Raw genomic sequence first — 24,543 nt, forward strand, 5'->3', positions numbered from 1 at the left:
CCTTCCCTCCCCGGTCGTAATCCCCTCCGACACTTACTTGACCGCCTTCGATATGATCTGATTCAGCTTCTCAATCGTTGTCGCAGCATCCTGCTTGCCGAGGAACATCAGGTCAATCGTCTCCGTGATATCCGAATTTAATCCCGGTACCTGAGCGTCGTAGGCCAATGCGGAACCATGCGCATGCCCTCTGTCCCGTCCTTCGGTCAAATAGTTGGAATGCGCAATCGTCGCCTTTTTCATAATGCTCTCATCTGCGGCGGCAAGCGTACCCATGGCATTCCCACCTTCAACCAGTCGCGCCTCCTGCCCCTTCACCGAGGCGTAGAATGCCGCCAGCTTCATGGCCTCTTGCAGATGCGGGCTGTTTTTGTTTACAGCTACGTAAGCGACCGGAATGGCGACAGGTTCATTTTTGCCCGTGTTGGAAGGCCAGTACATATAATCAAAATCGAGGCTTTTATTCTGGCTAAACAGCGGCTCCAGCCATCTTCCCGCCGCCAGCATACCGACCTGGTTGGACATGAACATTGCGTCAGCCCCTTGCCCTTTGGGAAGTGAGCCGAGATATACCGCATTTCCCTTTTTCACCATATCGTACATGAAGCCAAAGGCTTCTTTGCCCTTTTCATTGTGATCCAGTACATACTTGCCTTGTTCATTAAAAATCCGGCCACCATTCGACCACACCCATGAATACCAGTGAGCCCACCAGTTTTCCGCAATATAGCTCTGCTTTCCGGCAGCTTTCAGCTTCGATGTGACTTCCTCAAAGGCGTCCCAGTTCCACTTGCCCTCGTCATAATATTCCTGCGGTGTCTTCACATCGGCATCCTTAAAAACCTTCTTATTGTAGTACATCACCATTGGATTCGAGTCAGGAGTGATCCCATAGATTTCGCCATCACGCTTCGCCGGTCCCCATAATCCTTCCGGAAAATCCTCAGCCTTCACATCACTCGCATCACTTTTTAAAAATTCACCCAAAGGCTGTACCTGTTTCGCCCCAATCAAACGCGCAATCGTCGGTTCATACGAATAAAACACATCCGGTCCGCGGCTTCCCTGAAGCTGTGTCAGCAGCTTTTGCTCATATTGGTCTCCCGGTACAGGCATCAGCTTAACCTTAATATTCGGGTTTTCCTTTTCAAATGCATCCAGTGCCCGCTGGTACACCTTCACCTCCGCAGGATTACCCCAGACTTGCATGGTCAGCCGCACTTTTTGCCCCTCCGTGTTCTCCAGTTTGGGAGAGGTACTGCTTGCCGCTGCAAGTAAAAACAGAACGCTGATAAAAAATCCAATTTCTATCCAGCTCATATAATTATCCACCTTAACCACCTCCTGTAGCTTCGCATAGTTGTATGTCATCCTTTTATTAAAGCGCTCACAAAAACTTCCCCTATCATCATATGTAGGAGGAGAGACGCGATGTCCCCATTTTCATGTATATCTAAATTTTTTTCTTCCCAACGAGATATGTGTATGTAAAATGTGGTGCAAAACAAACAAGGCAGCCTTTGGATCAAGGCTGCCTTAAATGTGTTATTGAAATGTAGAAACTACTTTCAGCTACAAAACGGACAATGCTCCCTCAGGTTGCTCCGCTCTGACAAGCAAAGCTGCTTGGGCGGCGGCAATGCGGGCAAATGGCACCCGGTACGGTGAGCAACTGACATAATCCAGTCCGCTGCGGTGACAAAAGACAATAGATTCTCTATCCCCGCCATGCTCACCACAGATACCTGTCTCCAGAAAAGGCTTTTTCTCCTTACCTTTGATAACAGCCCATTCGATCAATTTGCCTACGCCATCCTGATCCAACACCTGAAAAGGGTTGGCTTCCAGAATATTCTTTTCCATATAGGAGCCGAGGAATTTACCTTCGGCATCATCCCGACTGTAACCAAAGGTCATTTGTGTCAGATCATTGGTTCCAAAGGAGAAAAAGTCGGCGTACTGGGCCACACTGTCTGCCAACAGGGCGGCTCTTGGAACCTCAATCATGGTACCCACCCGATACTTGAACCACTTGAACTCCTCGCTAAGCACCTGAACGGCTACTTCATCAACCAGTTCCCTCATTTGCTTGAGTTCATTGGAATGACCGACCAGCGGAATCATAATCCCCGGTCTCACATCCACGCCCTTGCGCAGTGCCGCTTCCGCAGCCTTAAAAATTGCTTCAATCTGCATATCGTAGATCTCTGGAAACAGAATACCCAGCCGAACACCGCGCAGACCCAGCATAGGGTTAACTTCTCGTAGGTCGTGCACCTTAGAGATGGTAGCTTTAAGACGTTGAAGCTCCTCTACATGGCCCCCCAAAAGCTCAAGCTCCCGCTGTTGCTCCTGAAGCTGTTCCAGATTCGGCAGGAACTCATGTAACGGCGGGTCCAGCAGACGAATCGTCATCGGCAAGCCGTCCATTGCAGTGAACATAGCCTCAAAGTCAAATTGTTGCATTTGGAGCAGACGATCCAAATGCAGAACCCGCTCCTCCTGATTATTGGCCAAAATCATCGCCTGAACGATAGGCAGACGATTGCCCGAGAAAAACATATGCTCCGTCCGACAAAGCCCGATGCCTTCGGCCCCAAATTCCCGGGCTTTGACTGCGTCGAGTGGCGTATCCACATTGGTGTAGACCTTCAACGTTCGGATTCCGTCCGCAATCTCCAGCAGCTTCAGTAATTCCGGTGTAATGGTCGGCTCGTTGAGCGACAGACTTCCTTGGTACACTTGTCCGGAGGTCGAATCGAGCGAAATATCCTCCCCTTCCTGAAAGGTCAGGTTACCGATGCTGACGCTCCGACTGTCCAGATCAATGCTCAGCGTGTCACAGCCACAAATGCAAGGTTTACCCATGCCTCTTGCAACCACAGCAGCATGGCTGGTCATCCCACCTCGACTTGTCAGCACGCCTTCGGCAGCAATGATCCCGTGAACATCGTCAGGTGAGGTCTCCACACTGACCAAGATGACTTTCTGCCCATCCTTTGTCCAGTTCTCTGCCGTATCGGCGTCGAATACAATGCGCCCACTCGCTGCGCCGGGCGAGGCTGGCAGACCATGAGCAATCGCCACCAGCGGCGTGGAATTATCAATGGAGCGATGCAGCAGTTGATCCATGTGAGACGGTTCGATCCGCTGGATAGCCTCCTCTTTGCTAATGATCCCTTCTTCCACCAAATCCACAGCTATTTTTACTGCCGCCTGCGCCGTTCTTTTGCCACTGCGCGTCTGCAACAGATACAAATTTCCTTTTTCAATCGTAAATTCGATATCCTGAATATCCCGGTAATGACGCTCCAACAAGGAAGCTAGCTCTTCCAGACGATCGTAGACTAGCGGCTGCTCCTTCTGGAGCTGCGCAATAGGGTTCGGGGTGCGTACTCCGGCTACGACATCCTCCCCCTGAGCGTTCACCATATACTCGCCGTACAGTTCCTTCACACCTGTGGAGGGATTGCGGGTGAAGAGCACCCCGGTTCCACTGTCGTTGCCGAGATTGCCAAACACCATGGCCTGAATGTTCACTGCTGTTCCTTGTTCATCTGGAATACCGTAAGCCTTGCGGTAAACCTTGGCACGCATATTGTTCCAACTACGGAATACAGCTTCTACCGCCAGTTGCAATTGCTGATATACATCCTGTGGAAACGGCTGTCCGCTCCGCTCTGCGACAAGACCTTTATAATTTGCGATCAGTTCCTTCCATTCTTCCGCGCTAACCTCCTGGTCACTGGCACGCCCGTTGGTGTGCTTGCTCTGTTCCTGGAGCTGTTCAAAATGAATGGAGTCTATACCCAGCACTACGTTGCCAAACATTTGAATAAATCTGCGGTAACAGTCATAGGCGAAGGTTTCATTTCCCGTCTGCTCGGCCAATCCACGCACAGTTCCATCATTAAGACCCAGATTCAGAATCGTATCCATCATACCGGGCATCGAGCTGACTGATCCTGAACGAACAGATACCAGCAGGGGGCGCTTCGTATCTCCGAATATAGCCGACTGAGCTTCCTCAATGTCGTGCAGGGCGATTACAATTTCCCCCAATAACCCTTCCGGAAGCTTGCCGCCGGAAGTAAAGTAGGCTCGGCACGCCTCAGTGGTCACCGTAAAACCGGGAGGGATTGGAAGACCCAGTGTCGTCATTTCCGCGAGGTTTGCGCCTTTTCCTCCTAACAGCGCTTTCATCCCCAACCTACCTTCACTAAATGAATACACTCTTTTCAACAACATTGAATTCATTCCCTCCGCTTATTGAGATGCATGTCTGGATTAGTCAGTTATGTCTAAAAAAATTGTAACACAAAGCAGAAGGTTATTTCAATATTTATGACGTAATATATACTCATAACATTTGTTTATGATGTTTTAATTAATGAATAAACTTATTTATAAAACACTTTAATTCTTGATTAGACGTATATTCGAATAGAGCGAGCTGATCCTAAAAAAAAACAAAAGAGGCCGCCCCACCGTCATCTTTGATGACTTCCGGGACAGCCCCTGTCTCAGTCCATGCTTTATTTTCCTATACCTCTGTCAGCTTCTTTTCAAAAATATTAAAGCCGTCCGTTTCACCTCTATGCGTATAGCCGCATTGCTTGTAAAACTGGCTTAGCTTGTCATTCCCCGCAATACAATCTAGCCGGATTCGATCCTTGCCTGTGAAACGGATGCTTTGTTCAATCCATTGCATCAATTCATGGCCTAGTCCCTTCCCGGCTCTATCCCGATCTACAACCAAACGATGCAAATATACTGAGGTTCCTCCTTCAGCATCAGCATCGTCTAACCCCCACAAATTACAGTCCCAGGCACTGGGCTGCTGCAAGATCACAGCGCCTGCCAATGCATGATCCTCTGATGTCCGGAAAATAATCACTTCTCCCCGCGCAATAGCGCCGCCCAGGTTGTGATCATCTTTTCCTTTGAGTAGGTTGCCCCATTGCGTGGAGCCTTTGCTGTGCAGCCATCTGGCTGTCTTTAAAATCAACTCCTGAACCTCTTCCTGATCTTCGGCGATGGCCTGAAAGGCTGCTAGTCCTGGTTTGACGGATGATTCAACAATAGTCAATGCTGTCATGCTGCACCTCAACTCTCTTCATGGTCTATGAAAACTATATCATAAAAAATCGTTTTCCCCATACCTAGTACATGTAGTTTCCACTACATTAATCTCCCCCGGATTTCCACTATGCGGGCACCTATGTAATTAGAGATGGGCGTGTATCCAGCCGACAAGCGACTGTAAAACAGGGCTGTTCACAGATCATCTCCGATGACTTATGAAACAGCCCTTTTTCATTTATGATTATTTGTCATGAAGACGGTCCAGCAGTCGAGCAACCAATACGCACACTTCAGCACGAGTTATTTGACGTTCTAGTCTCAACGTATTGTCCTCATATCCCTCTATCAGATGATTTTCAATAGAAAGTGCAATTTCATTGGAAGACCAATCTCTCAATGAAGCCGTATCTTTAAACTTCTTCAATTGATTTTCCGGGTTTTCGCTTTTTGAAATGGATTTACGATACTGTAAAGCCCTAACCAATATCGCAAAGGATTCTTTTCTTGTTATTTCTTTATTTGGATAAAAATAATTATATACATCTCCTTTTGCAAGCCCCATGTTTCTGGCCAGTTTAATATAGCTGTAATACCAATCAGGATTGGTTACATCCTTAAAATCCGACGTTTTATCCTGTGCAACCTCGGCAGATTCCCCCAAGGCGAGTACGAGCACTTTGACATAAGGCAAGTTACCCACATAAACATCACTCATTACACTGTCATTGAACTCATCTCCGGTTAAAGCAACGGTTAAAGTCCCAGCAACGGTCCCGTCATTGGTTGCCGTTTCTTTGACTGTGTTTGTGCTATACAAAATAGAAGGCTTATCATATTGGGCGAATACAGGCACATTGTTGCTGACAGCGGCGCCGTCGCCAAATTGTCCATATCCATTCCACCCGCAGTTCAGACATTATGTGATCGAATTCAGCAAAAAAACACCCGTTAAGGGTGTCTTTTAGAAGACAAGCAAACTGATTAATGCCAGAATGGCGGGTAATCCTTGTTTCAATAAAATAGACTTATTGGATGTCAATGCACCATATACCGCAGCCACCACCATGCAAAGGACAAAGAACAGCTGAATTTGCCAGCCTATCACTGCGTCCGGGTAGCACAGGTCCCACACCAATCCAGCTGCCAAAAAGCCGTTATACAGCCAAGTCTGGTCACGAAAAGAACACCCTTGCATTCTTCGCAAGGGTGTTCTTTTCGTCAATCATTCAACTCATTGGCTGTTGTTTAAGGAAGCGGCGTATTTCTCGCCTTTTTCCTTATCATATTCGCCTTCCCACTTGGACATAACCACTGCGGCAAGTGAGTTGCCTAATACATTGACTACCGTACGCGCCATATCGAGAATACGATCAATACCAGCGATAAAGGCCAAGCCTTCCAGCGGAAGATTCACGGCTCCCAGTGTAGCGAGCAAAACGACAAAGGAAGCGCCAGGTACGCCTGCGATACCTTTGGAAGAAATAATCAGCACCAGCACCAGCGTGATCTGTGTAGTGATCGGCATGTCAATACCATACATCTGGGCGATAAAGACCGCAGCCAGCGCCTGGTACAACGTGGAACCGTCCAGATTAAAGGAATATCCTATCGGAATGACAAAGGAAGTAATTCCTTTCGGGCATCCAAACTTCTCCATTTTCTCCATGATCTTAGGCAGGACACTTTCCGAGCTGGCCGTTGAGTAGGCAAGCAGCAGCTCACTTCTCAAAATTTTAATCATGGTCCAGAGACGAGTACCGCAAAGCTTGGCGATAATTCCAAAAATAATTACAATGAACAGCAGCATGGAGCCATAAACCGACAAAACAAGCTTCAATAGCGGCCACAATGAGGCCAGCCCAAACTTTGCTACTGTCGTTCCAATCAGTGCAAATACACCGAACGGAGCCAAGCGCATAACCTGATTGGTCACCCAGAACATGGCGTCGGCTACGCCTTCGAAGAAATTCAGCACAGGCTTGCCCTTGGTACCAATCACCGCTACCCCTAGTCCGAACAAGACGGAGAAGAAGATAATAGCCAGCATATCCCCTTCGCCCAGCGCTTGAATAATATTAGTGGGAACAATATGTACAATCGTATCCATAAAGTTGTGGCCTGACTTTTCAGTCGTCTCCACGTAGCTATTGATATCACTCTTGGCCAGGTGGGACATGTCTACACCGTCTCCGGGACGAACCAGATTCGCAACGAGCAATCCGAAAAGGATGGCAATGGTCGTCACAATTTCAAAGTAAAGAATAGACTTCCCGCCGAGCTTGCCCAGTTTTTTCATATCCCCGACGCCAGCTACACCGATAATGAGCGTTGAAATTACAATTGGCACGACAATCATTTTGATCAGACGGATGAAAATATCGCCGATCGGCTTTAAGTAGACTTCCACCCCTGAATTGCCGTAAAATAAGGCGCCAATAATAATACCTAAAGTCAGTCCAATAAAGATTTGCATTGTCAAATTAATCTTCTTCACTTTGTTCCCCCCTAGATAATTTGTATATTCTTGCAGTATGCTGTTCCTAATATTGAAATGATGTTATTTATACTACAATCTGATCTATAAAAAAAGACAATTATCTACATAAACCTTTGTATTTTTCTATAAATTCATAAAATTTAATCAAAATCCTGTGAATTTATCTTACATTGCCCTTTCTGACCGAATACCTAGGAGGTGAATATGGATGAAGCTGAATAGACTTCTTTTCCTGCTGATGCTTATATTTGTACCGCTGGCAGGTGAGTTGAATGTTCACCCGTTCTCTAATACATTTCGTCTCAGCTGCGGTACGCCTGTATTTTTTTTCTTTCTTCTATCCATTCGTTATATTCCGCCTGCATTATCGGGAGTGCTTACAGGAATAGCTGTAGTCGCCTTTCGCATCTTACTTAATCATTACCTCCACCCCGGATCTTCCTTTGAAGAGTTGATGACATTGCATGGGCCTACCCTTTTTTTTTACATGGGTTACGGCCTGCTCTTTCAGATCCTTAACATTAATGCCGAACCTTACCGCGCTCTCCGGGTGGGCATCCTCTCCGTGGGTATAGAGGTTGCGGCAAGCGTGGCGGAACTTACCGTCCGGCGGAGCATTGACGGGGAATTCTGGGACACCGTCAAGATGGGCAAGGTGGTACTCGTCGCCATAATCCGCAGCTTCTTCGTGCTCGGGTTCTACAATATCATTCGCCTGAAGCAGTCCGTTCAGCATGAAGAGGCGCAGAGACAGCAGACCGAGCGGATTCTGCTCCTGGTATCGGATCTGTACGAGGAGTCCGTCCAGCTCAGCAAGACCCTGTCGCACGCAGAGCAGATCACCCGTGAAAGCTACGAGCTATATCGGGAATTGCACCAGGCTGAATCCTTGGAAGACAGGGACCGCTACGCCAGACAGGCACTTCGTATTTCCGGACAGGTTCATGAGATCAAAAAAGACAGTCAGCGGATTTTTGCCGGGCTGTCCAAGCTAATTGATGCGGAAAGCGGAGTGCATTATATGACTTCGCAAGAGCTTGGCGAGCTGATCGTCCGAACGAACAGCAAATATGCCCAATCGCTGGGCAAGTCCATCTGTTTCACCCTGAATTTCGAGCCTTTGTTGCCCAAGCTGCATGTTTATACAGTTCTGACACTTATTAATAACCTGACATCCAATGCGGTTGAAGCGCTGAAAGACAGCGGAAGGATTGACGTTTCCATTCGCTTTCTGCCGGGAAAAGAGGATGTAGTGTCCTTTAGTGTCACCGACAACGGCCTAGGTATTCCTCAGCGTAAACGTGAAATGGTCTTCACACCGGGGTATACGACCAAGTATGATAAGGAAGGACAGCCTTCGACCGGTATGGGATTGTTTTATGTGCGCGAGGTCGCGGAGAGCCTGGAAGGAACGATTGAACTACAACAGGATGAAGAAGAGAATACAGGTAGGGCACAGACCACTTTTAGGGTCATATTGCCTTTACGGAAACTGACGGAGAAAGGAAGATAGTCCGAATGCGTTTTTATATTGTGGATGACGATCAGGGGATACGTTCTATGCTGGCAGACATTATTGAAGACGAAGGTCTAGGGGAGGTCGTCGGGGAAGCAGAGGACGGTTTCTATGTGAATAGCGGCCTGTTGGACCTGAACCGGATTGATGTATTATTGATTGATCTGCTAATGCCGCTTCGTGACGGTATTCAGACGGTGCGCGCACTCGGTGATCAATTCAGTGGGAAAATCATTATGATCTCTCGTATTGAATCCAAAAATATGATCGGCGAGGCCTACTCGCTCGGTATTGAATACTATGTTGCCAAACCCTTGAACCGATTGGAAATTATTGCAGTGATTCACAAGGTGGCCGAACGTCTGCGAATGCAGCAGTCGATTACGGATATCCAGCGCACGCTGCAAGGGTTGTCGATGTTCACATCGAATGGCCCATCAGCAACGATAGAACCGACCCGAAACATCGTGACTTCCGGACAGTTTCTGCTCTCCGAAATGGGAATGATCGGTGAAGCGGGAAGTATGGATTTGCTGGACATGCTGGAATATCTGGACCAGTATGAGGAGGAAACAGGCCATCTATCCCCTCATCTGCTCCCGCCGCTGAAGGATATATTCGCTAATGTAGCGTTGAAACGGCTGGGAAGCTCGGCTTCTGCGGCACAGCTGAGCAAGGAAATCAAGGCATCGGAGCAGCGTGTCCGCCGCGCCATTTTCCAGACGCTAAGCCATATCGTATCGCTCGGATTGACTGACTATACCCATCCTAAATTTGAGAATTATGCGTCCAAATTTTTTGATTTTACAGAAATCCGCAAAAAAATGCTGGAGCTGCAAAATAATGTGGAGCCCTCGCTGTCTCAAGCCCGTATTAATACGAAGAAATTTGTACAAGTGTTCTATATGGAGGCCAAAAGGTTACTACACTAGAAAAGCACCTGCATAATCCCTAATGTGTCTACCACATGAGACGGGTTACGCAGATGCTATTTTGTTAAAAAATGCTGATAATCTTCTGGTCTTTTGGTTCCACACTCTTGTCATGGAGTTCCAGTTCATTTCATTCTTCCATACTGTAACGATCTAAAAATTGAAGCAACTGATGCTATACTTTAACGTGAAGCCGCTCATGCACAAGAAAGAGCTTTTTTGTTATCGTTAAGCTGGTTTCTGCGAATCCAGCCTTCCTTGAGCAGCTTGGTGCTGACTTTCGAAACTGTACCTTTGCTCAGTTCAATCCGATCCGCTAATGTCATAACATTAATCGGCTCATACCTTCCGATACAGTCCATAACGTGGATATCGGTTCTCCACCACACCAGCCCGCGATACCTTCTCCGATGGTTCTCAGCACGGACACTGACCATCTCTACACCCTAATCCTATTCCCGTACAGACACCACTCCCTCGCCACGCCGGATCACAACGCCCAGTTTTCTCGCATGCTCCTTCAGTACCTGCTCGGTGATCTCCTGTGGGATAAACAAGGTATACTTCGAAGAGCTGTCGCCTGTAACTACCGAATAAAAGGATCAAACAAATACCCTGCCGGTGTGTGCTGGCAGGGTATTTAAAAATGTTTTTATTAGAAAAGATGAATTATTTGCATACCATTTTATCATTTCATTGTTGTTAATTGAAGTTTAAAGGTGGGCTGAATAAAATGGTGTTTAATATACTAAGTGTCATAGTCATAATCTTAGGGTTACATAATTCTCCAACAGGCATATTTAGTTCAACAAGTGGGGATTTTCACCAAGGAGTGAGAGTATTAAAGGTTGAAAAGAATTATAGGGCATGGCAAGGTGTCGCTTCTGACGGAACACATATTTACATTACATCTGATCGTGATGAGAATTTCAAACTTTCCAATACGATATCTGTTTACACTATGGACGGTGCTTTCGTAACTGAAAAAACGAATGCTTATACAGAAACAGATCAAAAAGGGCTCTTTATGTCTTTTGGAGACTGTTACATTACAGATGGTTACCTTTACGCAACGGTATATAATTTTAATTCGGGGCCATCAACAAAGGAACGAATTAGTAGGATAGTAAAGTATAGTCTGCCTGATTTACGACAAGTAGATGAGTTCGATATAGGATATGGCACAGCAGAGTCTTTAGCAGAATATAATAATACGTACTGGGTAGTTTACCATGACTTAAATGAGATCAGACAATTTGATAAAGGTTTTAATCTGATAAGGTCATACTCTTTATCGGAAAACTTTGGAACTGACGGTGGTTATCAAGGCATCTTTTTTGATGGGGATGAGTTATACGCTAACCTACATGGTTCTAATGAATATGGAAAAATTTATGCACAAGGATTGGATCACTACCATTTCAACGGAAAAGAGTTTACATTTATTGAGCGGATAAAACCTCCTACATATGGAGCAGGTCAAGGTGTTGAAAAGGTCGGTGAAGTATTTCTGTGGGTCGATCGTCCAGGAAACAGCATTATAATAACCGAAGAGATTAAGAGTTAAGTATGATATAAGTTGTTCTAAGTTGGATGGAGTAGTAAGTTTTGAATTTACAAAGTGACACCCTGTTGGCATACGCCAATGGGGTGCTTTTATGTTTGCAGGAATTTCCCATCATCCGCCGAATGAATTACTGAGGTGATCAGCATGAACCATACATATAAAGTGTTAAAGTTGGATATAGAACTGTTTGCAGCAGCATTAAACCAGGTAAGGGTATAAGTGGTTCAGTCGTTGGGAGAGGATTTGGTATCGGATGTGGCTATGGAGGTGTCATAGAAAAGTTTTCGCCTGATTCGGTCAAAGTTTCTGGAACATATTATATGCGGAAAGAGTTTGAATTTAGAGTAGATAAAAAGCCCAGTTAATTTTAATGGGTCGGCGGGGATTTTTTATTATTTGAAATGATTAAGATTTCCTCAAAATACAACGAACCTAAGAAACAAAAAAAAGAAGCCCCAAACCATCATCGGTCTGGAGTTTCTTTATTTGTTAGGAGTCGTTAACCTTATCTCTTAAAAAATGTCCGCAACCCGTGAACCGGCAATTCCATTGAATTCTGCATCAACGTTATAATCGCCACCACGAAATTGAAGGGTGTAGCTCCCCGAACGCAAACCACCTCTGTAACCTTCATCACTACTTCTCCAAGTAATTGAACTGTTAGGTGAGATTTTTATTCCAGAGATGTATTCTCTACCTGAATCATTGTGCGTTACACTCACCCTAACTGGATAACTAGAGTTATTTTTCAGAGTAAGTTTAACATGACCATATCCTCTAGGAACCTCAAAGGCACTTTGGACAGTTGCACCTCCTTGTACACTACTGCCGAAAGTATTTCCGATTTTTTGAGGCGTTACTACATGGTCACCCGTAGTTGATGTATCTGGAGCTTGGGTCGCAGTAGTGGATGTATTCGCAGAATCAGTTGCATCTGAATCTGAAAAAATTGCACTTGGTATGGCAACAGCTCCTAACAAACTCAAAGACAAAGCTGTTGTAATTAATTTGTTCTTCTTCATAGATTATTCCTCCTTATATTAAAATATCATTTCATCATACCAGAAGATTCCACTTTTTATATAATTTCAAAAAAAGAAGTTGTGATATTACAATTAATAAGCTTTTTTTGTAATGTAGCCTAGCTCAAGTAAATACCAGAAGCGAATACCTCGCAAAAAGTTACAAAAGTTGTTGACAGATGTTAAATGTTGGACAACAATAGAATGCAATAATATAAAAATTTTGTAATTTTTATGTGAGAGGTGGCTATGACATGAAGCATACACCTACGATAAGAGCAGAATTGGAAAAATATCTGAGACGGAAAGGATGGAGTATGACCAAGTTTGGACATATCTCAGGATTGAATCCGGGCACCGTCAGTGGTATTGTGACGGGGAATAAGCCCATTTCCATGAATCAATTGGATCTAATTACGCTAGGAATGGAGGTACCACCGGATCATTTTTATGAGTGCTATATTGAAGAGTGCATTATAGATGAACCCCTCGACTGGCGAAGAATCGGCCCCCTTTTGTACCGATGTGTGCAGTTTAATCGGCTGGATTGCTTGCAAAAAGTAGTGAGCCTGTTGTTAGATAAACTAATCTATCCCCCCTTACTCTTTGAACTAGCCGAAAATTGTTTCAAACATGGTTATCAAGAGGCAGCGGCTTACCTTTATGAAAACGTGTCCGAGAGTGAAAAGTACCAGCACTCTGATCGCTTGGCAACCTGTCAATATCGTATATTCACGATTCAGATTGGAGCCGATCAAAAACGCAATCTCAGGGCAGCTACAATATTTGAAGCTTTTGTTGAACGCCTAGATGAAATAGACCAGCTTGACGCATTGAAGGATTTGGCGAATGTATATCGTTCTTTGAACGAATGGGATACGGTTGATGAAATAGCTAAAAAAATGAAGGCGAAAGCAGAGATTCAATATTATTTTAGTCACCATGATAAGCGAAAAGACAAGGAGTCAAAGAAGACGAAAGGCCCATTATTCGGATATATAGCTTATGCTGACCTGTTATGTTCGGGTGTCTGTGAGGCTCAAGGCGATTATCAACAAGCTCTACAATATACATACGCCTACGCTAATTTAGATTGGGTCAAAGAGACGGACGAGGATACCCGACACTGGATCGGTTTGTTTCAACATTGGGCAGAAGTTAATACTTACGTATTTAAGCTTTTGTCTGGAGATGTAAGCGTGCTTACGGATTATGTTGAATATATTGCTGCATCAACCAATAAAGCCGATAAAGAAATGGTTACTAAGCTGTTGAACGTAATATTTGCGGCTAACCGATATGAGTTAGATGTGAGTCACGTACTTAAACGTTTTGAAACGGTTATTGAGTCTTTTGTGCAACAGGGACAGCCATCATCCGACATGTACACTAATCAAGTAATACCAGAACAGTTCGCACTCTTTAGTTATGAACTAGCATATTATTATTTGTATCGAGGTTCTTACATTGATGGTTTTAAAAATTTGATGTATGCAATGGTAAGTTATCATACACTAAACAATAAGGATTATTTTATAAATTGTATGGGTTTGTTTTTACACTTTCGGGATCATTCGGTTCCTGAAACCAAAGCAGAGTTTTTCAATTTCATTGAGAGGGTGTGGATAAACAATGTTGAGAAAAATGCTTCTTCTGATCGTCGCAGCTAGTTTTTTGTTTATCGTGAATGGGGCTAATCATGCTTATGACCAGCACCATATTACTCAACTTCAAGCTGTCGTTGGAGGATTCTAAAACCGAATATAAACAAAAACAATCCCCGCTAACCTTAACTGGTCGGCGGGGATTGTTTTGCCTATTTAATTAAGTTACTCAAATACCTTGACAATTAAGGTAACTTAAATTGATCGGAGGTAGTAGTATGAGCGAAAGCAAACGCAAAGTAGGCAGACCAGCACAGGGCATACATAAAATATATGCAGGAGCAAGTCAAACTCCTGCAAGCGGAAAATGACCGCCTGAGTAGCATGGAGCGCCGGGACGCATTGGAACAAGGAACCGAGGATCGCCTTCTCAGGCGCATTAAGCGGCTGGAGAAGTCAGGCCAAGAGCTGGTAAACGAAAAGACCAGCAGGAAGTAGAGATATTAAGCGGTAAACTGGCAAAGCGGCAGAGTCGGCGTAAAGTGGATAATGTAAATTAGGTAACTTTAATTTAATACATGTAAAAAGCTCTGCTAACCTTAATGGGTCGGCTGAGCTTACTCTCCGTTTGTTACCTCGTATATGAATGCAATCGGTTGCATTATTATAATGATATCGCCTTCTATTGGCGATACCCTGATTGTAAATATCTTGAACATCGGCGTAGTAATCCTCGGAAAAAAGCCGCGAATTTGTTGATTTTAAGCCAATGTCGTATGATAGAACATAATATTTCCTGCTTGAGATAGCAAAAGGAGAAGAAGACGATGGCAGTAACCATCAAAGATGTCGCAAAGCGTGCCAATGTTGCTACTTCCACCGTGTCCCGTGTCATTCAAGACAGCCCCAAAATCAGTGAGGCCACCAAGGCACGTGTCCGCAAAGAAATGAAGGCGCTTGGCTATGAGCCCAATTATTCGGCCCAAAGTCTGGCTAACCGTGTCACGCAGTCGATTGGCATTATTATGCCTGAATCGGATGTGGCGATCTTTCAAAACCCGTTCTTTCCGGAAAGCCTTCGCGGGATCAGCGAATGGGTAAATGAACATAACTATACACTATCGATTGTCACAGGAAAAACGAGCGATGAATTGCTATCTCGCGTGAAGCTGATGACGCGAACTGGACGTGTTGACGGCTACATTATCCTGTATTCCAAGCAAGAGGATAAAATCGTGGAGTATTTTCATAGAGAAAAAATACCTTATACCGTAATCGGCAAGCCTCAGCAATTTATCAGTGAAACCACTCATGTTGACAACGATAACTACCAGGCCACCAAGGACGTGGTCGCTTATTTAATCCATCTGAATCATCAGCGTATTGCTTATGTTGGCGGAGATCATGAACGGACCGTGAATATTGAAAGACTCAGAGGTTATCAGGATGGGCTGCGGGAGGCCTATTTGCCTCTACCGGACGAGTACGTTGTCAGGGAGCCTTTTACCCTGGAGGACATGCGAGTGCTATTGCAGGTTTCCCCTCCTCCTACCGCTATGATCGTCAATGATGACCTTGTAGCGATGGCGGTACAGAAAATGCTATCCCAACTGGGCTTGTCCATGCCGGAACAGCTCTCCATGGTGAGCTTCAACAATCTGATGCTGGCTGAGCTGATGAACCCCCCTCTTACTTCCGTAGATATTGATATCTTCACCCTGGGTTATCAGGCAGCCAAAAGTCTGATCGAAAAAATCGAAGACCCCAAGGAGCTGACCAAACATATCATCGTTCCCCACCGGATCGTAGAACGCGAATCCAGTCAGGCGCTGTTATCTTCCAAGGAATGAACAAAAACTGATTTTGTGGACATCCATAAAATCAGTTTTTTTGCGTTGACAGGGCAACCGATTGCACTATATACTGAACTCGCTCATATACTGATTTCGTTAAAACAACGATTTCATTCTCCGAGAGGGGTACGCCATCATGGTTTATAACCGATTATTTGACGTAGATAACTGGAAGCTGACCACACACACTCTACATACCACACACTTGCGATTACAGGAAAGCATAACGTCCATAGGCAACGGTTATATGGGCATGCGCGGCAATTTTGAAGAAGCCTATTCAGGTGATCATCATCAGGGAACTTACATCTCCGGTGTCTGGTTCCCCGACAAAACAAAGGTCGGCTGGTGGAAAAACGGCTATCCTGAATATTTTGGCAAGGTCATCAATGCCATGAACTTCATCGGCATCGGTCTGATTGTGAACCAGCAGGAAGTGGACTTATTTACAGCACACATCAGTGATTTTGTGCAGGAACTGGACATGAAGCAGGGTATTCTGCGTCGTGCCTGTACCGTGAACGGTCAGGTTCGTATCACCACGGAACGTTTTCTAAGCATCACCACTCGTGAACTATGCCTGATTGATTACCAAGCAACCAATATAGGCGACCAGTCTCTAACCATTGAGCTTGTCCCCTATCTGGACGGTAATACGAGAAATGAGGACACCCACTATGATGAGGTGTTCTGGCTGGAGGAAGCGCGCGAGGTTCAGGAACAATTCATCAGCTTGTCCACCACGACGATAGATAATCGGTTTGGTATTCCGTGTTTTACCGTAAACGCTACCATGGGTATTGTTACCGCAGGACAGGATCAGCAAACGACGGAAGAGAGCTTTTTGTATGCTGCACGCCACTATCAATATACCGTTGCTCCAGGTGACAGTGCTCATCTGCAAAAAATCGTGGCCGTCACCACCTCACGTGATATGGAGAAGGATGTACTGATTCCACAAGCTGAACGTCTCGCCGTGGAAGCTGTGAACAAAGGATATACACTGCTTAAGCAGGAGCATATCGCGGCTTGGGCCGGACGTTGGGACAAAGCGGATGTTGCAATCGAAGGGGATACGGAGGCCCAGCAGGGAATACGTTTTAACATTTTCCAGCTATTCTCTACGTACTACGGTGAAGATGCACGTCTGAACATTGGCCCCAAGGGCTTTACGGGTGAAAAATATGGCGGTGCTACGTATTGGGATACGGAAGCGTACGCTGTACCGATGTATTTGGCGCTGGCAGATCCCGACGTGACTAAAAACCTGCTACTATACCGCTACCATCAACTGGAGGGTGCCAAGCATAACGCGGCTCAGCAAGGACTGCGGGGGGCATTGTATCCTATGGTCACCTTTACGGGTGTGGAATGCCATAACGAATGGGAAATTACCTTCGAGGAAATTCACCGTAACGGGGCCATTGCGTATGCCATTTACAATTACACCAACTATACGGGCGACTCGGCCTATCTGCATCACTACGGAATCGATGTACTCGTCGAAATCAGTCGCTTCTGGGCCGACCGGGTTCATTTTTCCCATCGCCATCAGCAGTATATGATCCACGGGGTGACCGGACCGAACGAATATGAAAATAACGTCAATAACAACTGGTATACCAATACGCTGGCTGCATGGGTTTTAAAATATACGTTATCCGTCTTACCTCAAATTTCTTTAGAGAAATCGGAGAGGTTGGCGATTACCGCGGATGAGCTTGCGCATTGGCAGGATATCATCAACCGCATGTACTATCCCTACGATGAGGAACGGGGCATATTCGTACAGCATGATACCTTTCTGGATAAGGATTTGCAGCCTGTATCGTCCCTTGATCCGAGCAACCTGCCGCTAAATCAGAAATGGTCATGGGATAAAATCCTCCGTTCCTGCTTCATTAAGCAGGCGGATGTACTGCAAGGACTGTATTTCTTCGGAGATCAGTTCACGCTGGAAGAAAAAGCGCGCCATTTTGCATTTTACGAACCGATGACCGTTCATGAATCCAGTCTGTCCCCGTCCATTCATGCCGTGTTGGCAGCCGAGCTTAAAATGGAGGAAAAAGCAGTCGAGATGTATCAACGGACGGCTCGGCTGGATCTGGATAATTATAATAACGATACCGAGGACGGTTTGCATATTACCTCTATGGCTGGAAGTTGGCTGGCGATTGTGCAGGGCTTTGCCGGGATGAGAACGTATCGTGAAACGTTGAGCTTTTCCCCCCTTCTGCCTCAGGGCTGGAGCAAATATACGTTTAAAATCAACTATCGCGGTCGCTTGCTAAGTATTCTCGTACAGGAAAATGAAGTGATCATTACACTGTTGGACGGAGAACCCCTGACGCTGGAGCTGTATGGACAGCCAACGCACATTACCCATGGGCAACCGTTCATGACGAACGGTGTTTCATAAACCGAGCAGATAGGGGGAAACCAAATGAAGGCAGTGATTTTTGACCTAGATGGCGTGATTACAGATACCGACGAATATCACTTTCAGGCATGGGGTAGCCTGGCAGCAACGTTGGGTATTCCTTTTGACCGGGAATTTAATGAGCAGTTAAAAGGAATCAGCCGTATGGAGTCACTCGACAACATATTGGCGCGTGGTGATCGGGCCAATGCGTATTCAGATGATGACAAACGAGAGCTGGCCGCACAGAAAAATACCGAATATCAGCGGCTCATCTCGGCTTTGACCCCGGCAGACGTACTACCGGGTATACGCGCGCTTCTAACGGAGTTACGTGATGCCGGAATTCGCATCGCGCTGGCCTCTGCGAGCAAAAATGCAGCCTTTATACTGGAGCGGCTGGAGCTTACGTACTATTTTGACAGTGTGGTGGATGTCACAGCCATTCGGCACGGCAAACCCGACCCTGAAATCTTCCTCAGCGGAGCCGCTAATCTGGGCGTTCAGCCTGCCGACTGTATCGGTATAGAGGACGCGCAGGCCGGAATTCAGGCGATCAAGAGCGCCGGGATGTTCGCGGTCGGCGTAGGAACACCCTCGCAAATGCAGGGTGCCGATATCGTGGTGGCCACTACAGCCGAACTGTCTTTGAGGATGTTGGAGGATTATTTTTTCAGGGAATGAAAAAGGGAGGCAAATATAAAAAAATGATCTGTCTCTGTGACAGGTCATTTTAGCGTGTTTATGACTTGAAGGACTTTCTCCTTGGTGTCCGGGTGATTATTCGCATATTCTGTGAAGGCTTCTTGCAAAATGGTCCTTTGATCCTTTTCAGTAACAAATGGCCAGGTACGCAGCATCGCAGCGAACTCTTCCGGAAATCTAAAGGATAGCGCATTCCTTGCCAAAGCAATTACCTCCTATTCTTAATAGCTTGTGATAAAGCAGCCAGTGATATAACCAGACCGACCAAAGCAATGATAAGGGTAACAGTTTGCATACTGATGCCTCCTTTATGTTTTCTCAAATTTGTAAAATATAATTTACAACAGAGAGCTTTTTACTTTACCCGGCGGTTATTTTTCTTGGCTGTTTGGAAGTTCATCTATATCGTACCTCCTCATACAATCCCTAAACAGGATCATCAGCACTAATATATTAGTAATATCCATTTTATATTTATAATAGTAATAAACTCTCTAAAAGAAAGCATGTCATCCCGTATGAAAACTTTCCATCTGCTCTCTTCACCTCAATTTACGGTCATGAACTGATATAATGGAAGAGTTAACTGTCAGCGGATTACTATTCTCTCTTAGGAGACTAATGCATATGAAACCAACCTATCTTATGGATGATATACAATGGCAGCAGCTTATCCAAAACGTAGCTGACCATTTTAATGACGTGACGATCAAACGCGGGTTCCAATATTTTAGGCAAGGAAAGGTAAAACAATTTACAATGCCTGACGCCGACCATATCGCGGCTGTCGTGGATGGGAGCGAGCTTTACGAGGTGGATCTCCACTTGAACGCTTTTGCTGCCAGTCGATGTACATGTCCGGTTCATAAGAACTGCAAGCACATGATCGCCGCACTGCTTAATTATGCGAATATGCAGGAACGTTCCGTACATGCGTTGGTGAACGCCCATTCAGCGGGTTTCACCCGATTGGGCGCCAAATCTGACGTGCGAACTGCACTACTTTCCCAGTCCACTCCTTCACCGGATCACAAGCAGGCTGGTAGGAACACACTCAGCAAAACAGCAAGCCGCATACCGAATATGCCCATCTCAGAATGGCATGACCTGTTCGATCAGTGTATAGCCCTTATCCACATGAATACGAAAAATTCCCAATATGCCCAAAGCGCGTTGGCCTCGATATATGCTGTGAAACCGCCGCTTTCACCCGGCATGCAACAGTTGTATGACTTGCACGCTCATCTGCGTGTGCTGGAAGAACTGGTGCCTCAGTCACCCATGCCAGGTTATCCCACCCATTCCTATATGGGATATTACACGCAAATCGCCGCAGATGAGCTTAAAGAAGCTATCGAGCGTGATTTTGAGAGCCAGCTTGCCCTAACAGATGAACCGATGCAAGAAGCACGCATGGCAGAGACCTTGGCCTATTTACGCCGAAAAATGCTGACAGAATCGCGTAACGGTACCTATTTCCCAGACGCTTATTATCGGTTCTGGCTACACTGGGTGCAGCCCGATTCGCTGGATTGCAGCATATATGCGGAGGAATTACAGCATTTACAGTCGGCTGAAGGTGAGCTTGGCACAGCTTTGGCCCGGCTTCCCTGGATGCTGGCCCAAAGCTGGATGTATTTTTACCAGTCGCAGGATAATAAAGCCTGGTCGCTGCTTGAGGAGGCCGAGAAGGCTTTTCCGCTGAAAATCTCCTCCAGTCAGTTGCTTTTGTTCTTGCATGCACTGCGTGAAACCGAGGAATGGTCGCGCCTCAAGGATGGACTACGGCATATCGGCCCCTTGCTTCACAGCCATCGGGACGATCATTTGCACGATTATATGAACGGTTGGGATATGGTTTTGCAGCACCTTCCAGAAGCGGAGCAGGAAATGTGGGACACACTGGTCCGAATGCTTCCTTTTGCCGGGGGAATGTATGAAGAAGCACTGCTTGCCCACGACAAATGGCGGCAATGGATCGACTACCAGTTAAGTATACGCAGCGAACCTTTGAGTTTTCGGGTGAGCGTGTTGCAGTCCATTGAAAAGAACGCGCCGGAACTGCTGCTGCCCTTTTACCATCAGGCGGTGGAACGATATGTGCTGGAAAAAAACAGATCCAGCTACAAAGCAGCGGTCAAGCTGTTGAAGCGGCTGTTCAAACTATACAAAAAAATGAAGCAAGAGCCGCGCTGGGAGCTGTTCTTCTCGACCTTCACCAGCCGTCATAGCCGCCTGCGGGCACTACAGGAGGAATTGCGGAAAGGGAATTTGTTATCATGAGCCAATACATGGAGACGATTACGGTACACATCCAGTTAACCACCTATGGAGACGCGCTTATTTATGGCGATTCGTCTATGAACTACAGCATTTCCGGCCAAATGTTGAAGCAGCGTTTGTTTGCCTGGCACGAGGCTTCTTTCTATGGCACCGAGCTAGAGATTCAGCATGTTCAGGACACGGATATTATCCTCCTGCCCTCGGAGCAGGTGATTCCCTTTCTGGCAGAACGCAAATTGCTGGAGCATATCGAATGGATCTGGGACGAGGACAATACCCCGTGGCTTCGGTTGATCCCACTACTTGCTCATTGCATTGAAGCGAAATCTTATGTCCCCAGCTTCACAGCATTTCAGGCGGGGAAGCTGCAATGGATTTGGGATACGGAAGCACTGAAGGCGCGAGAGACGTTAGAGGCGCTAGAATCAGTAAAAATGCTGAAAAGCACCGAAGCGGCAGAGCTTGCTCTGCTTGACAGCTTGGAGAAGGACGAGCGCGAAGGGCTGGTAGCGGCGTTCTCGGCCGCCGTGTTTCAACGCTGGTACGGCATCGAAGCGGAAGCCGCCGATTTGCGAAGAGAATATCCAATTCTCTTCACTCAAAACCGCCCGGCCGCGGCGGGTCTGGATGCGCGAGCATGGCTTATCGCTATTGGCTGGAAAGCCGATACTGCGTCCTTCCGCCCGCTTCTGCAACTGTTGGAGCCAGAGCCAGAGAACGACGACCCGTCGTGGCAGCTCAAGCTTGTGTTGCAGGACAAGCAGGACCCGGCGCTGCTGGTGCCTGTACAGCTCGCCGAAGACGGATATGCGTCCGGCCCATGGCCCGATGCATGGACGGCCCATGTGCGTGAGCGTTCAGCCGGGTGGCTGGAACGCTTGACCGCAATTTTACCCGCCGGGCAGCGCGCTGGAAGCTGTGATGACGTGCTGGATAGCCCGCTCTCTGACGAGGCGGCGTGGCAATTCCTGACGACCGACAGCCATCGCTTGCTGGAGGGCGGTTGGCAGGTGCTGCTGCCCGCTTGGTGGGAAGCAGCCACCCGCAAGAAGCCGAAGCTGCGGGCCAAGGTTCGCCCAGGCGAAGGCGGGGGCGAGCGCGCGAAGGGCAGCTCGCTGTTCGGGCTGGACTCGATTGTCCAGTTCGATTGGCGTGTTGCCCTTGGCGATGCCGATCTGAGCGAATCCGAGTTCGCCGAGCTGGTAGCCCGCAACGAGCGGCTGGTGCGCTTCCGCGGCCAATGGATCGCGCTCGATCCCGCGCTGTTGGCGCAAATCCGCCGGGCGATGGCCGGGATCGACAGCACTCAGGGATTGTCCTTTCAGGACATCCTGCAACTGCACCTGCTCGGTAACGCCGATGAGGCGGAGGGCGACGCTTCGGGTGAACAGCCAGAGGATGATGCGGCACGCTTCCGGCTGGAAGTCGAGCTGAACGGGCATCTGCTGAAGCTGATCAGCCAGCTCGGGCGGCAGTCCGAGTGGCCGGCACTAGACGTGCCGGACGGACTGCAAGCCGAGCTGCGGACGTATCAACGGGACGGATACGCGTGGCTTGCCTTTTTGCGGCGCTTTGGACTGGGCGCCTGCCTTGCCGATGATATGGGGCTTGGCAAAACGGTGCAGTTTATTGCCTATTTGCTACATCTACAGGACATCGCCGCAGAGACGGGCGTCCGCTCCAGCTCGCTGCTGATTTGCCCGACTTCGGTACTGGGCAACTGGCAAAAGGAACTCAGCCGATTCGCCCCTTCATTGAAGGTCATGCTTCACTATGGAAGCAAGCGGGATCAGGGGGACTTGTTCCACGAAGAAGCCGAGCAAGCCGATGTCATCCTGACCTCCTTTGCCACCGCAACCCTCGATCAAGAGCTGTTGCAAAGCATAACCTGGGACTCCGTTTGCCTTGATGAAGCGCAGAATATTAAAAATGCGCAAACCAAGCAATCCACTGCCGTTCGCAGCTTCCCTGCCCGACATCGTATAGCGCTAACCGGGACGCCTATTGAAAATCGGCTGTCCGAGCTATGGTCGATTTATGATTTTATCAATCCCGGTTATCTGGGCAGCTCACGCGCCTTCAGCAATCGGTTCATCAATGCTATCGAGAAAGAACATAACGAGCAGCGAACGATAGACCTGCAAAAGCTGGTGCAGCCCTTCATGCTGCGACGTAAGAAGAAGGACCCGGCTATACAGCTTGATTTGCCCGAAAAAAATGAGATGAAAACGTACATTCATCTCACCTCCGAGCAGGGAGCGCTCTATGACCAAATTGTCAAAGAGCTCATGGAACGGATGCAGAAGCTGGAGGGGATTGAGCGAAAAGGTGCTATCTTATCTGCCCTTACCCAGTTGAAACAGCTTTGCGACCATCCTGCTCTCTTAACCAAGGAGGCGGCCCCGGATGCCACGGCTTCCGGTTATAGTCAGCCCGATTTTGAAGCGGTCATCAGCCGTTCATCCAAGCTAGAGCGTATTCTGGCCATGGTCAAGGAGCTACGGGAGGAAGGCGAGCGCTGCCTTATTTTTACACAGTATATTGGCATGGGACGTATGCTCCAGCAGGTGCTTGCTCAAGAGCTGCAAGAGCCGGTGCTCTACCTCAACGGCAGTACGTCCAAAACGGCCCGTGACCGGATGATTGATCAGTTCCAATCTCACACACTGCCGCCAGACGAGCAGCCGTCCGTATTTATTTTGTCGCTCAAGGCCGGGGGGGTGGGTTTGAATCTGACAGCCGCCAACCACGTTTTTCACTTCGACCGCTGGTGGAATCCGGCTGTTGAAAATCAAGCCACAGACCGCGCCTATCGGATGGGACAAACGAGAGACGTACAGGTGCACAAGTTCATCTCGCTGGGCACGCTGGAGGAACGCATTGACGAAATGCTGGAGAGCAAGCAGCAGCTTAGTGACCAGATCATTTCCAGCACCGGGGGCTGGATTACCGAGCTGTCGACAGATGCGTTGAAAGAACTCTTTACGCTACGGCGCGATTGGGCATGATGAGGTATATAAGCCTAATTTTTAGGAAGTAGTTTATAGCACAGTCCTAAAC

18 protein-coding genes and 2 pseudogenes are annotated in these 24,543 nt (G+C 47.2%); 11 read left to right on the plus strand and 9 right to left on the minus strand.

Annotated elements, in window-relative coordinates:
• Nucleotides 1-33 precede the first annotated feature (33 nt).
• The 6 genes and pseudogenes from ACWGOO_RS18405 to ACWGOO_RS18430 form a co-directional block, all read right to left on the minus strand.
• Entirely contained in the window at nt 34-1,332 is a 1,299-nt protein-coding gene (locus ACWGOO_RS18405) for an ABC transporter substrate-binding protein (RefSeq protein WP_452485771.1), read from the minus strand.
• 240 nt (nt 1,333-1,572) lie between these two features.
• Nucleotides 1,573-4,248 carry a pyruvate, phosphate dikinase gene (gene ppdK / locus ACWGOO_RS18410; RefSeq protein ID WP_452485773.1) on the minus strand — a complete coding sequence of 892 codons (2,676 nt, stop codon included), beginning with the start codon at nt 4,246-4,248 and terminating at the stop codon, nt 1,573-1,575.
• A gap of 295 nt (nt 4,249-4,543) precedes the next feature.
• The gene (locus ACWGOO_RS18415) at nt 4,544-5,098 is read right to left on the minus strand and encodes a GNAT family N-acetyltransferase (RefSeq protein WP_452485775.1); all 555 of its coding nucleotides are present in this window, start codon (nt 5,096-5,098) and stop codon (nt 4,544-4,546) included.
• A 228-nt stretch (nt 5,099-5,326) separates the two neighbouring features.
• A complete protein-coding gene (locus tag ACWGOO_RS18420) occupies nt 5,327-5,938 on the minus strand; it encodes an S-layer homology domain-containing protein (RefSeq protein WP_452485777.1) in 612 nt (203 codons plus the stop codon).
• Nucleotides 5,939-6,046: 108 nt separating this feature from the next.
• Nucleotides 6,047-6,247: pseudogene (locus ACWGOO_RS18425) on the minus strand (DUF1304 domain-containing protein); the annotation flags it as partial.
• A 69-nt stretch (nt 6,248-6,316) separates the two neighbouring features.
• On the minus strand, nt 6,317-7,579 hold the full coding sequence (locus tag ACWGOO_RS18430; RefSeq protein WP_452485779.1) for a cation:dicarboxylate symporter family transporter: 1,263 nt from the start codon (nt 7,577-7,579) through the stop codon (nt 6,317-6,319).
• A gap of 211 nt (nt 7,580-7,790) precedes the next feature.
• Here ACWGOO_RS18430 and ACWGOO_RS18435 point away from each other — a divergent pair, with 211 nt between their 5' ends.
• Nucleotides 7,791-9,095, plus strand: a complete 1,305-nt coding sequence (locus ACWGOO_RS18435; protein ID WP_452485781.1) for a sensor histidine kinase — start codon at nt 7,791-7,793, stop codon at nt 9,093-9,095.
• Between the two features lie 5 nt (nt 9,096-9,100).
• Nucleotides 9,101-10,030 carry a response regulator gene (locus tag ACWGOO_RS18440; RefSeq protein WP_452485783.1) on the plus strand — a complete coding sequence of 310 codons (930 nt, stop codon included), beginning with the start codon at nt 9,101-9,103 and terminating at the stop codon, nt 10,028-10,030.
• Nucleotides 10,031-10,227: 197 nt separating this feature from the next.
• On the opposite strand, the gene ACWGOO_RS18445 is transcribed toward ACWGOO_RS18440, so the two are convergent.
• Complete coding sequence (locus ACWGOO_RS18445; protein ID WP_452485785.1) at nt 10,228-10,467, minus strand: MarR family transcriptional regulator; 240 nt, start codon at nt 10,465-10,467, stop codon at nt 10,228-10,230.
• 395 nt (nt 10,468-10,862) lie between these two features.
• Here ACWGOO_RS18445 and ACWGOO_RS18450 point away from each other — a divergent pair, with 395 nt between their 5' ends.
• Nucleotides 10,863-11,597, plus strand: coding sequence for a hypothetical protein (locus ACWGOO_RS18450; RefSeq protein ID WP_452485787.1), 735 nt, complete (start codon nt 10,863-10,865; stop codon nt 11,595-11,597).
• Between the two features lie 144 nt (nt 11,598-11,741).
• Nucleotides 11,742-11,962 (plus strand): annotated as a pseudogene (locus ACWGOO_RS18455) (hypothetical protein).
• A 147-nt stretch (nt 11,963-12,109) separates the two neighbouring features.
• Here the strand turns inward: ACWGOO_RS18455 and ACWGOO_RS18460 are convergent.
• Nucleotides 12,110-12,619 (minus strand): hypothetical protein, encoded by a 510-nt coding sequence (locus ACWGOO_RS18460; RefSeq protein WP_452485789.1) that lies wholly within the window; start codon nt 12,617-12,619, stop codon nt 12,110-12,112.
• Between the two features lie 254 nt (nt 12,620-12,873).
• Between ACWGOO_RS18460 and ACWGOO_RS18465 the strand changes: the two genes are divergently transcribed.
• From ACWGOO_RS18465 to pgmB, 5 genes are all read left to right on the plus strand, one after another.
• A complete protein-coding gene (locus ACWGOO_RS18465; RefSeq protein ID WP_452485791.1) occupies nt 12,874-14,289 on the plus strand; it encodes a helix-turn-helix domain-containing protein in 1,416 nt (471 codons plus the stop codon).
• A gap of 267 nt (nt 14,290-14,556) precedes the next feature.
• On the plus strand, nt 14,557-14,721 hold the full coding sequence (locus tag ACWGOO_RS18470; RefSeq protein WP_452485793.1) for a hypothetical protein: 165 nt from the start codon (nt 14,557-14,559) through the stop codon (nt 14,719-14,721).
• Between the two features lie 329 nt (nt 14,722-15,050).
• Nucleotides 15,051-16,073 carry a LacI family DNA-binding transcriptional regulator gene (locus ACWGOO_RS18475; protein ID WP_452485795.1) on the plus strand — a complete coding sequence of 341 codons (1,023 nt, stop codon included), beginning with the start codon at nt 15,051-15,053 and terminating at the stop codon, nt 16,071-16,073.
• A 139-nt stretch (nt 16,074-16,212) separates the two neighbouring features.
• Entirely contained in the window at nt 16,213-18,495 is a 2,283-nt protein-coding gene (locus ACWGOO_RS18480; protein WP_452485797.1) for a glycoside hydrolase family 65 protein, read from the plus strand.
• 24 nt (nt 18,496-18,519) lie between these two features.
• On the plus strand, nt 18,520-19,179 hold the full coding sequence (gene pgmB, locus ACWGOO_RS18485; protein ID WP_452485799.1) for a beta-phosphoglucomutase: 660 nt from the start codon (nt 18,520-18,522) through the stop codon (nt 19,177-19,179).
• A gap of 44 nt (nt 19,180-19,223) precedes the next feature.
• Here the strand turns inward: pgmB and ACWGOO_RS18490 are convergent, their stop codons facing one another.
• Nucleotides 19,224-19,403 carry a hypothetical protein gene (locus ACWGOO_RS18490; RefSeq protein ID WP_452485801.1) on the minus strand — a complete coding sequence of 60 codons (180 nt, stop codon included), beginning with the start codon at nt 19,401-19,403 and terminating at the stop codon, nt 19,224-19,226.
• A gap of 424 nt (nt 19,404-19,827) precedes the next feature.
• Between ACWGOO_RS18490 and ACWGOO_RS18495 the strand changes: the two genes are divergently transcribed.
• Together ACWGOO_RS18495 and ACWGOO_RS18500 are read left to right on the plus strand one after the other, a co-directional pair.
• Entirely contained in the window at nt 19,828-21,483 is a 1,656-nt protein-coding gene (locus ACWGOO_RS18495) for an SWIM zinc finger family protein (RefSeq protein ID WP_452485803.1), read from the plus strand.
• A complete protein-coding gene (locus ACWGOO_RS18500; RefSeq protein ID WP_452485805.1) occupies nt 21,480-24,491 on the plus strand; it encodes a DEAD/DEAH box helicase in 3,012 nt (1,003 codons plus the stop codon). The genes ACWGOO_RS18495 and ACWGOO_RS18500 overlap by 4 nt, the downstream gene beginning before the upstream one ends.
• Nucleotides 24,492-24,543 lie beyond the last annotated feature (52 nt).

Source organism: Paenibacillus sp. NPDC055715 (assembly GCF_053617595.1).

What these genes read in the sequence shown, in the direction of transcription:
- ACWGOO_RS18415 (WP_452485775.1), bottom strand. Translation starts at nt 5,098, where the DNA reads ATGACAGCATTGACTATTGTTGAATCATCCGTCAAACCAGGACTAGCA.
- ACWGOO_RS18480 (WP_452485797.1), top strand. Translation starts at nt 16,213, where the DNA reads ATGGTTTATAACCGATTATTTGACGTAGATAACTGGAAGCTGACCACA.
- ACWGOO_RS18475 (WP_452485795.1), top strand. Translation starts at nt 15,051, where the DNA reads ATGGCAGTAACCATCAAAGATGTCGCAAAGCGTGCCAATGTTGCTACT.
- ACWGOO_RS18500 (WP_452485805.1), top strand. Translation starts at nt 21,480, where the DNA reads ATGAGCCAATACATGGAGACGATTACGGTACACATCCAGTTAACCACC.
- ACWGOO_RS18460 (WP_452485789.1), bottom strand. Translation starts at nt 12,619, where the DNA reads ATGAAGAAGAACAAATTAATTACAACAGCTTTGTCTTTGAGTTTGTTA.
- ACWGOO_RS18495 (WP_452485803.1), top strand. Translation starts at nt 19,828, where the DNA reads ATGAAACCAACCTATCTTATGGATGATATACAATGGCAGCAGCTTATC.
- ACWGOO_RS18435 (WP_452485781.1), top strand. Translation starts at nt 7,791, where the DNA reads ATGAAGCTGAATAGACTTCTTTTCCTGCTGATGCTTATATTTGTACCG.
- ACWGOO_RS18465 (WP_452485791.1), top strand. Translation starts at nt 12,874, where the DNA reads ATGAAGCATACACCTACGATAAGAGCAGAATTGGAAAAATATCTGAGA.
- ACWGOO_RS18470 (WP_452485793.1), top strand. Translation starts at nt 14,557, where the DNA reads ATGCAGGAGCAAGTCAAACTCCTGCAAGCGGAAAATGACCGCCTGAGT.
- ACWGOO_RS18445 (WP_452485785.1), bottom strand. Translation starts at nt 10,467, where the DNA reads ATGGTCAGTGTCCGTGCTGAGAACCATCGGAGAAGGTATCGCGGGCTG.
- pgmB (WP_452485799.1), top strand. Translation starts at nt 18,520, where the DNA reads ATGAAGGCAGTGATTTTTGACCTAGATGGCGTGATTACAGATACCGAC.
- ppdK (WP_452485773.1), bottom strand. Translation starts at nt 4,248, where the DNA reads ATGTTGTTGAAAAGAGTGTATTCATTTAGTGAAGGTAGGTTGGGGATG.
- ACWGOO_RS18440 (WP_452485783.1), top strand. Translation starts at nt 9,101, where the DNA reads ATGCGTTTTTATATTGTGGATGACGATCAGGGGATACGTTCTATGCTG.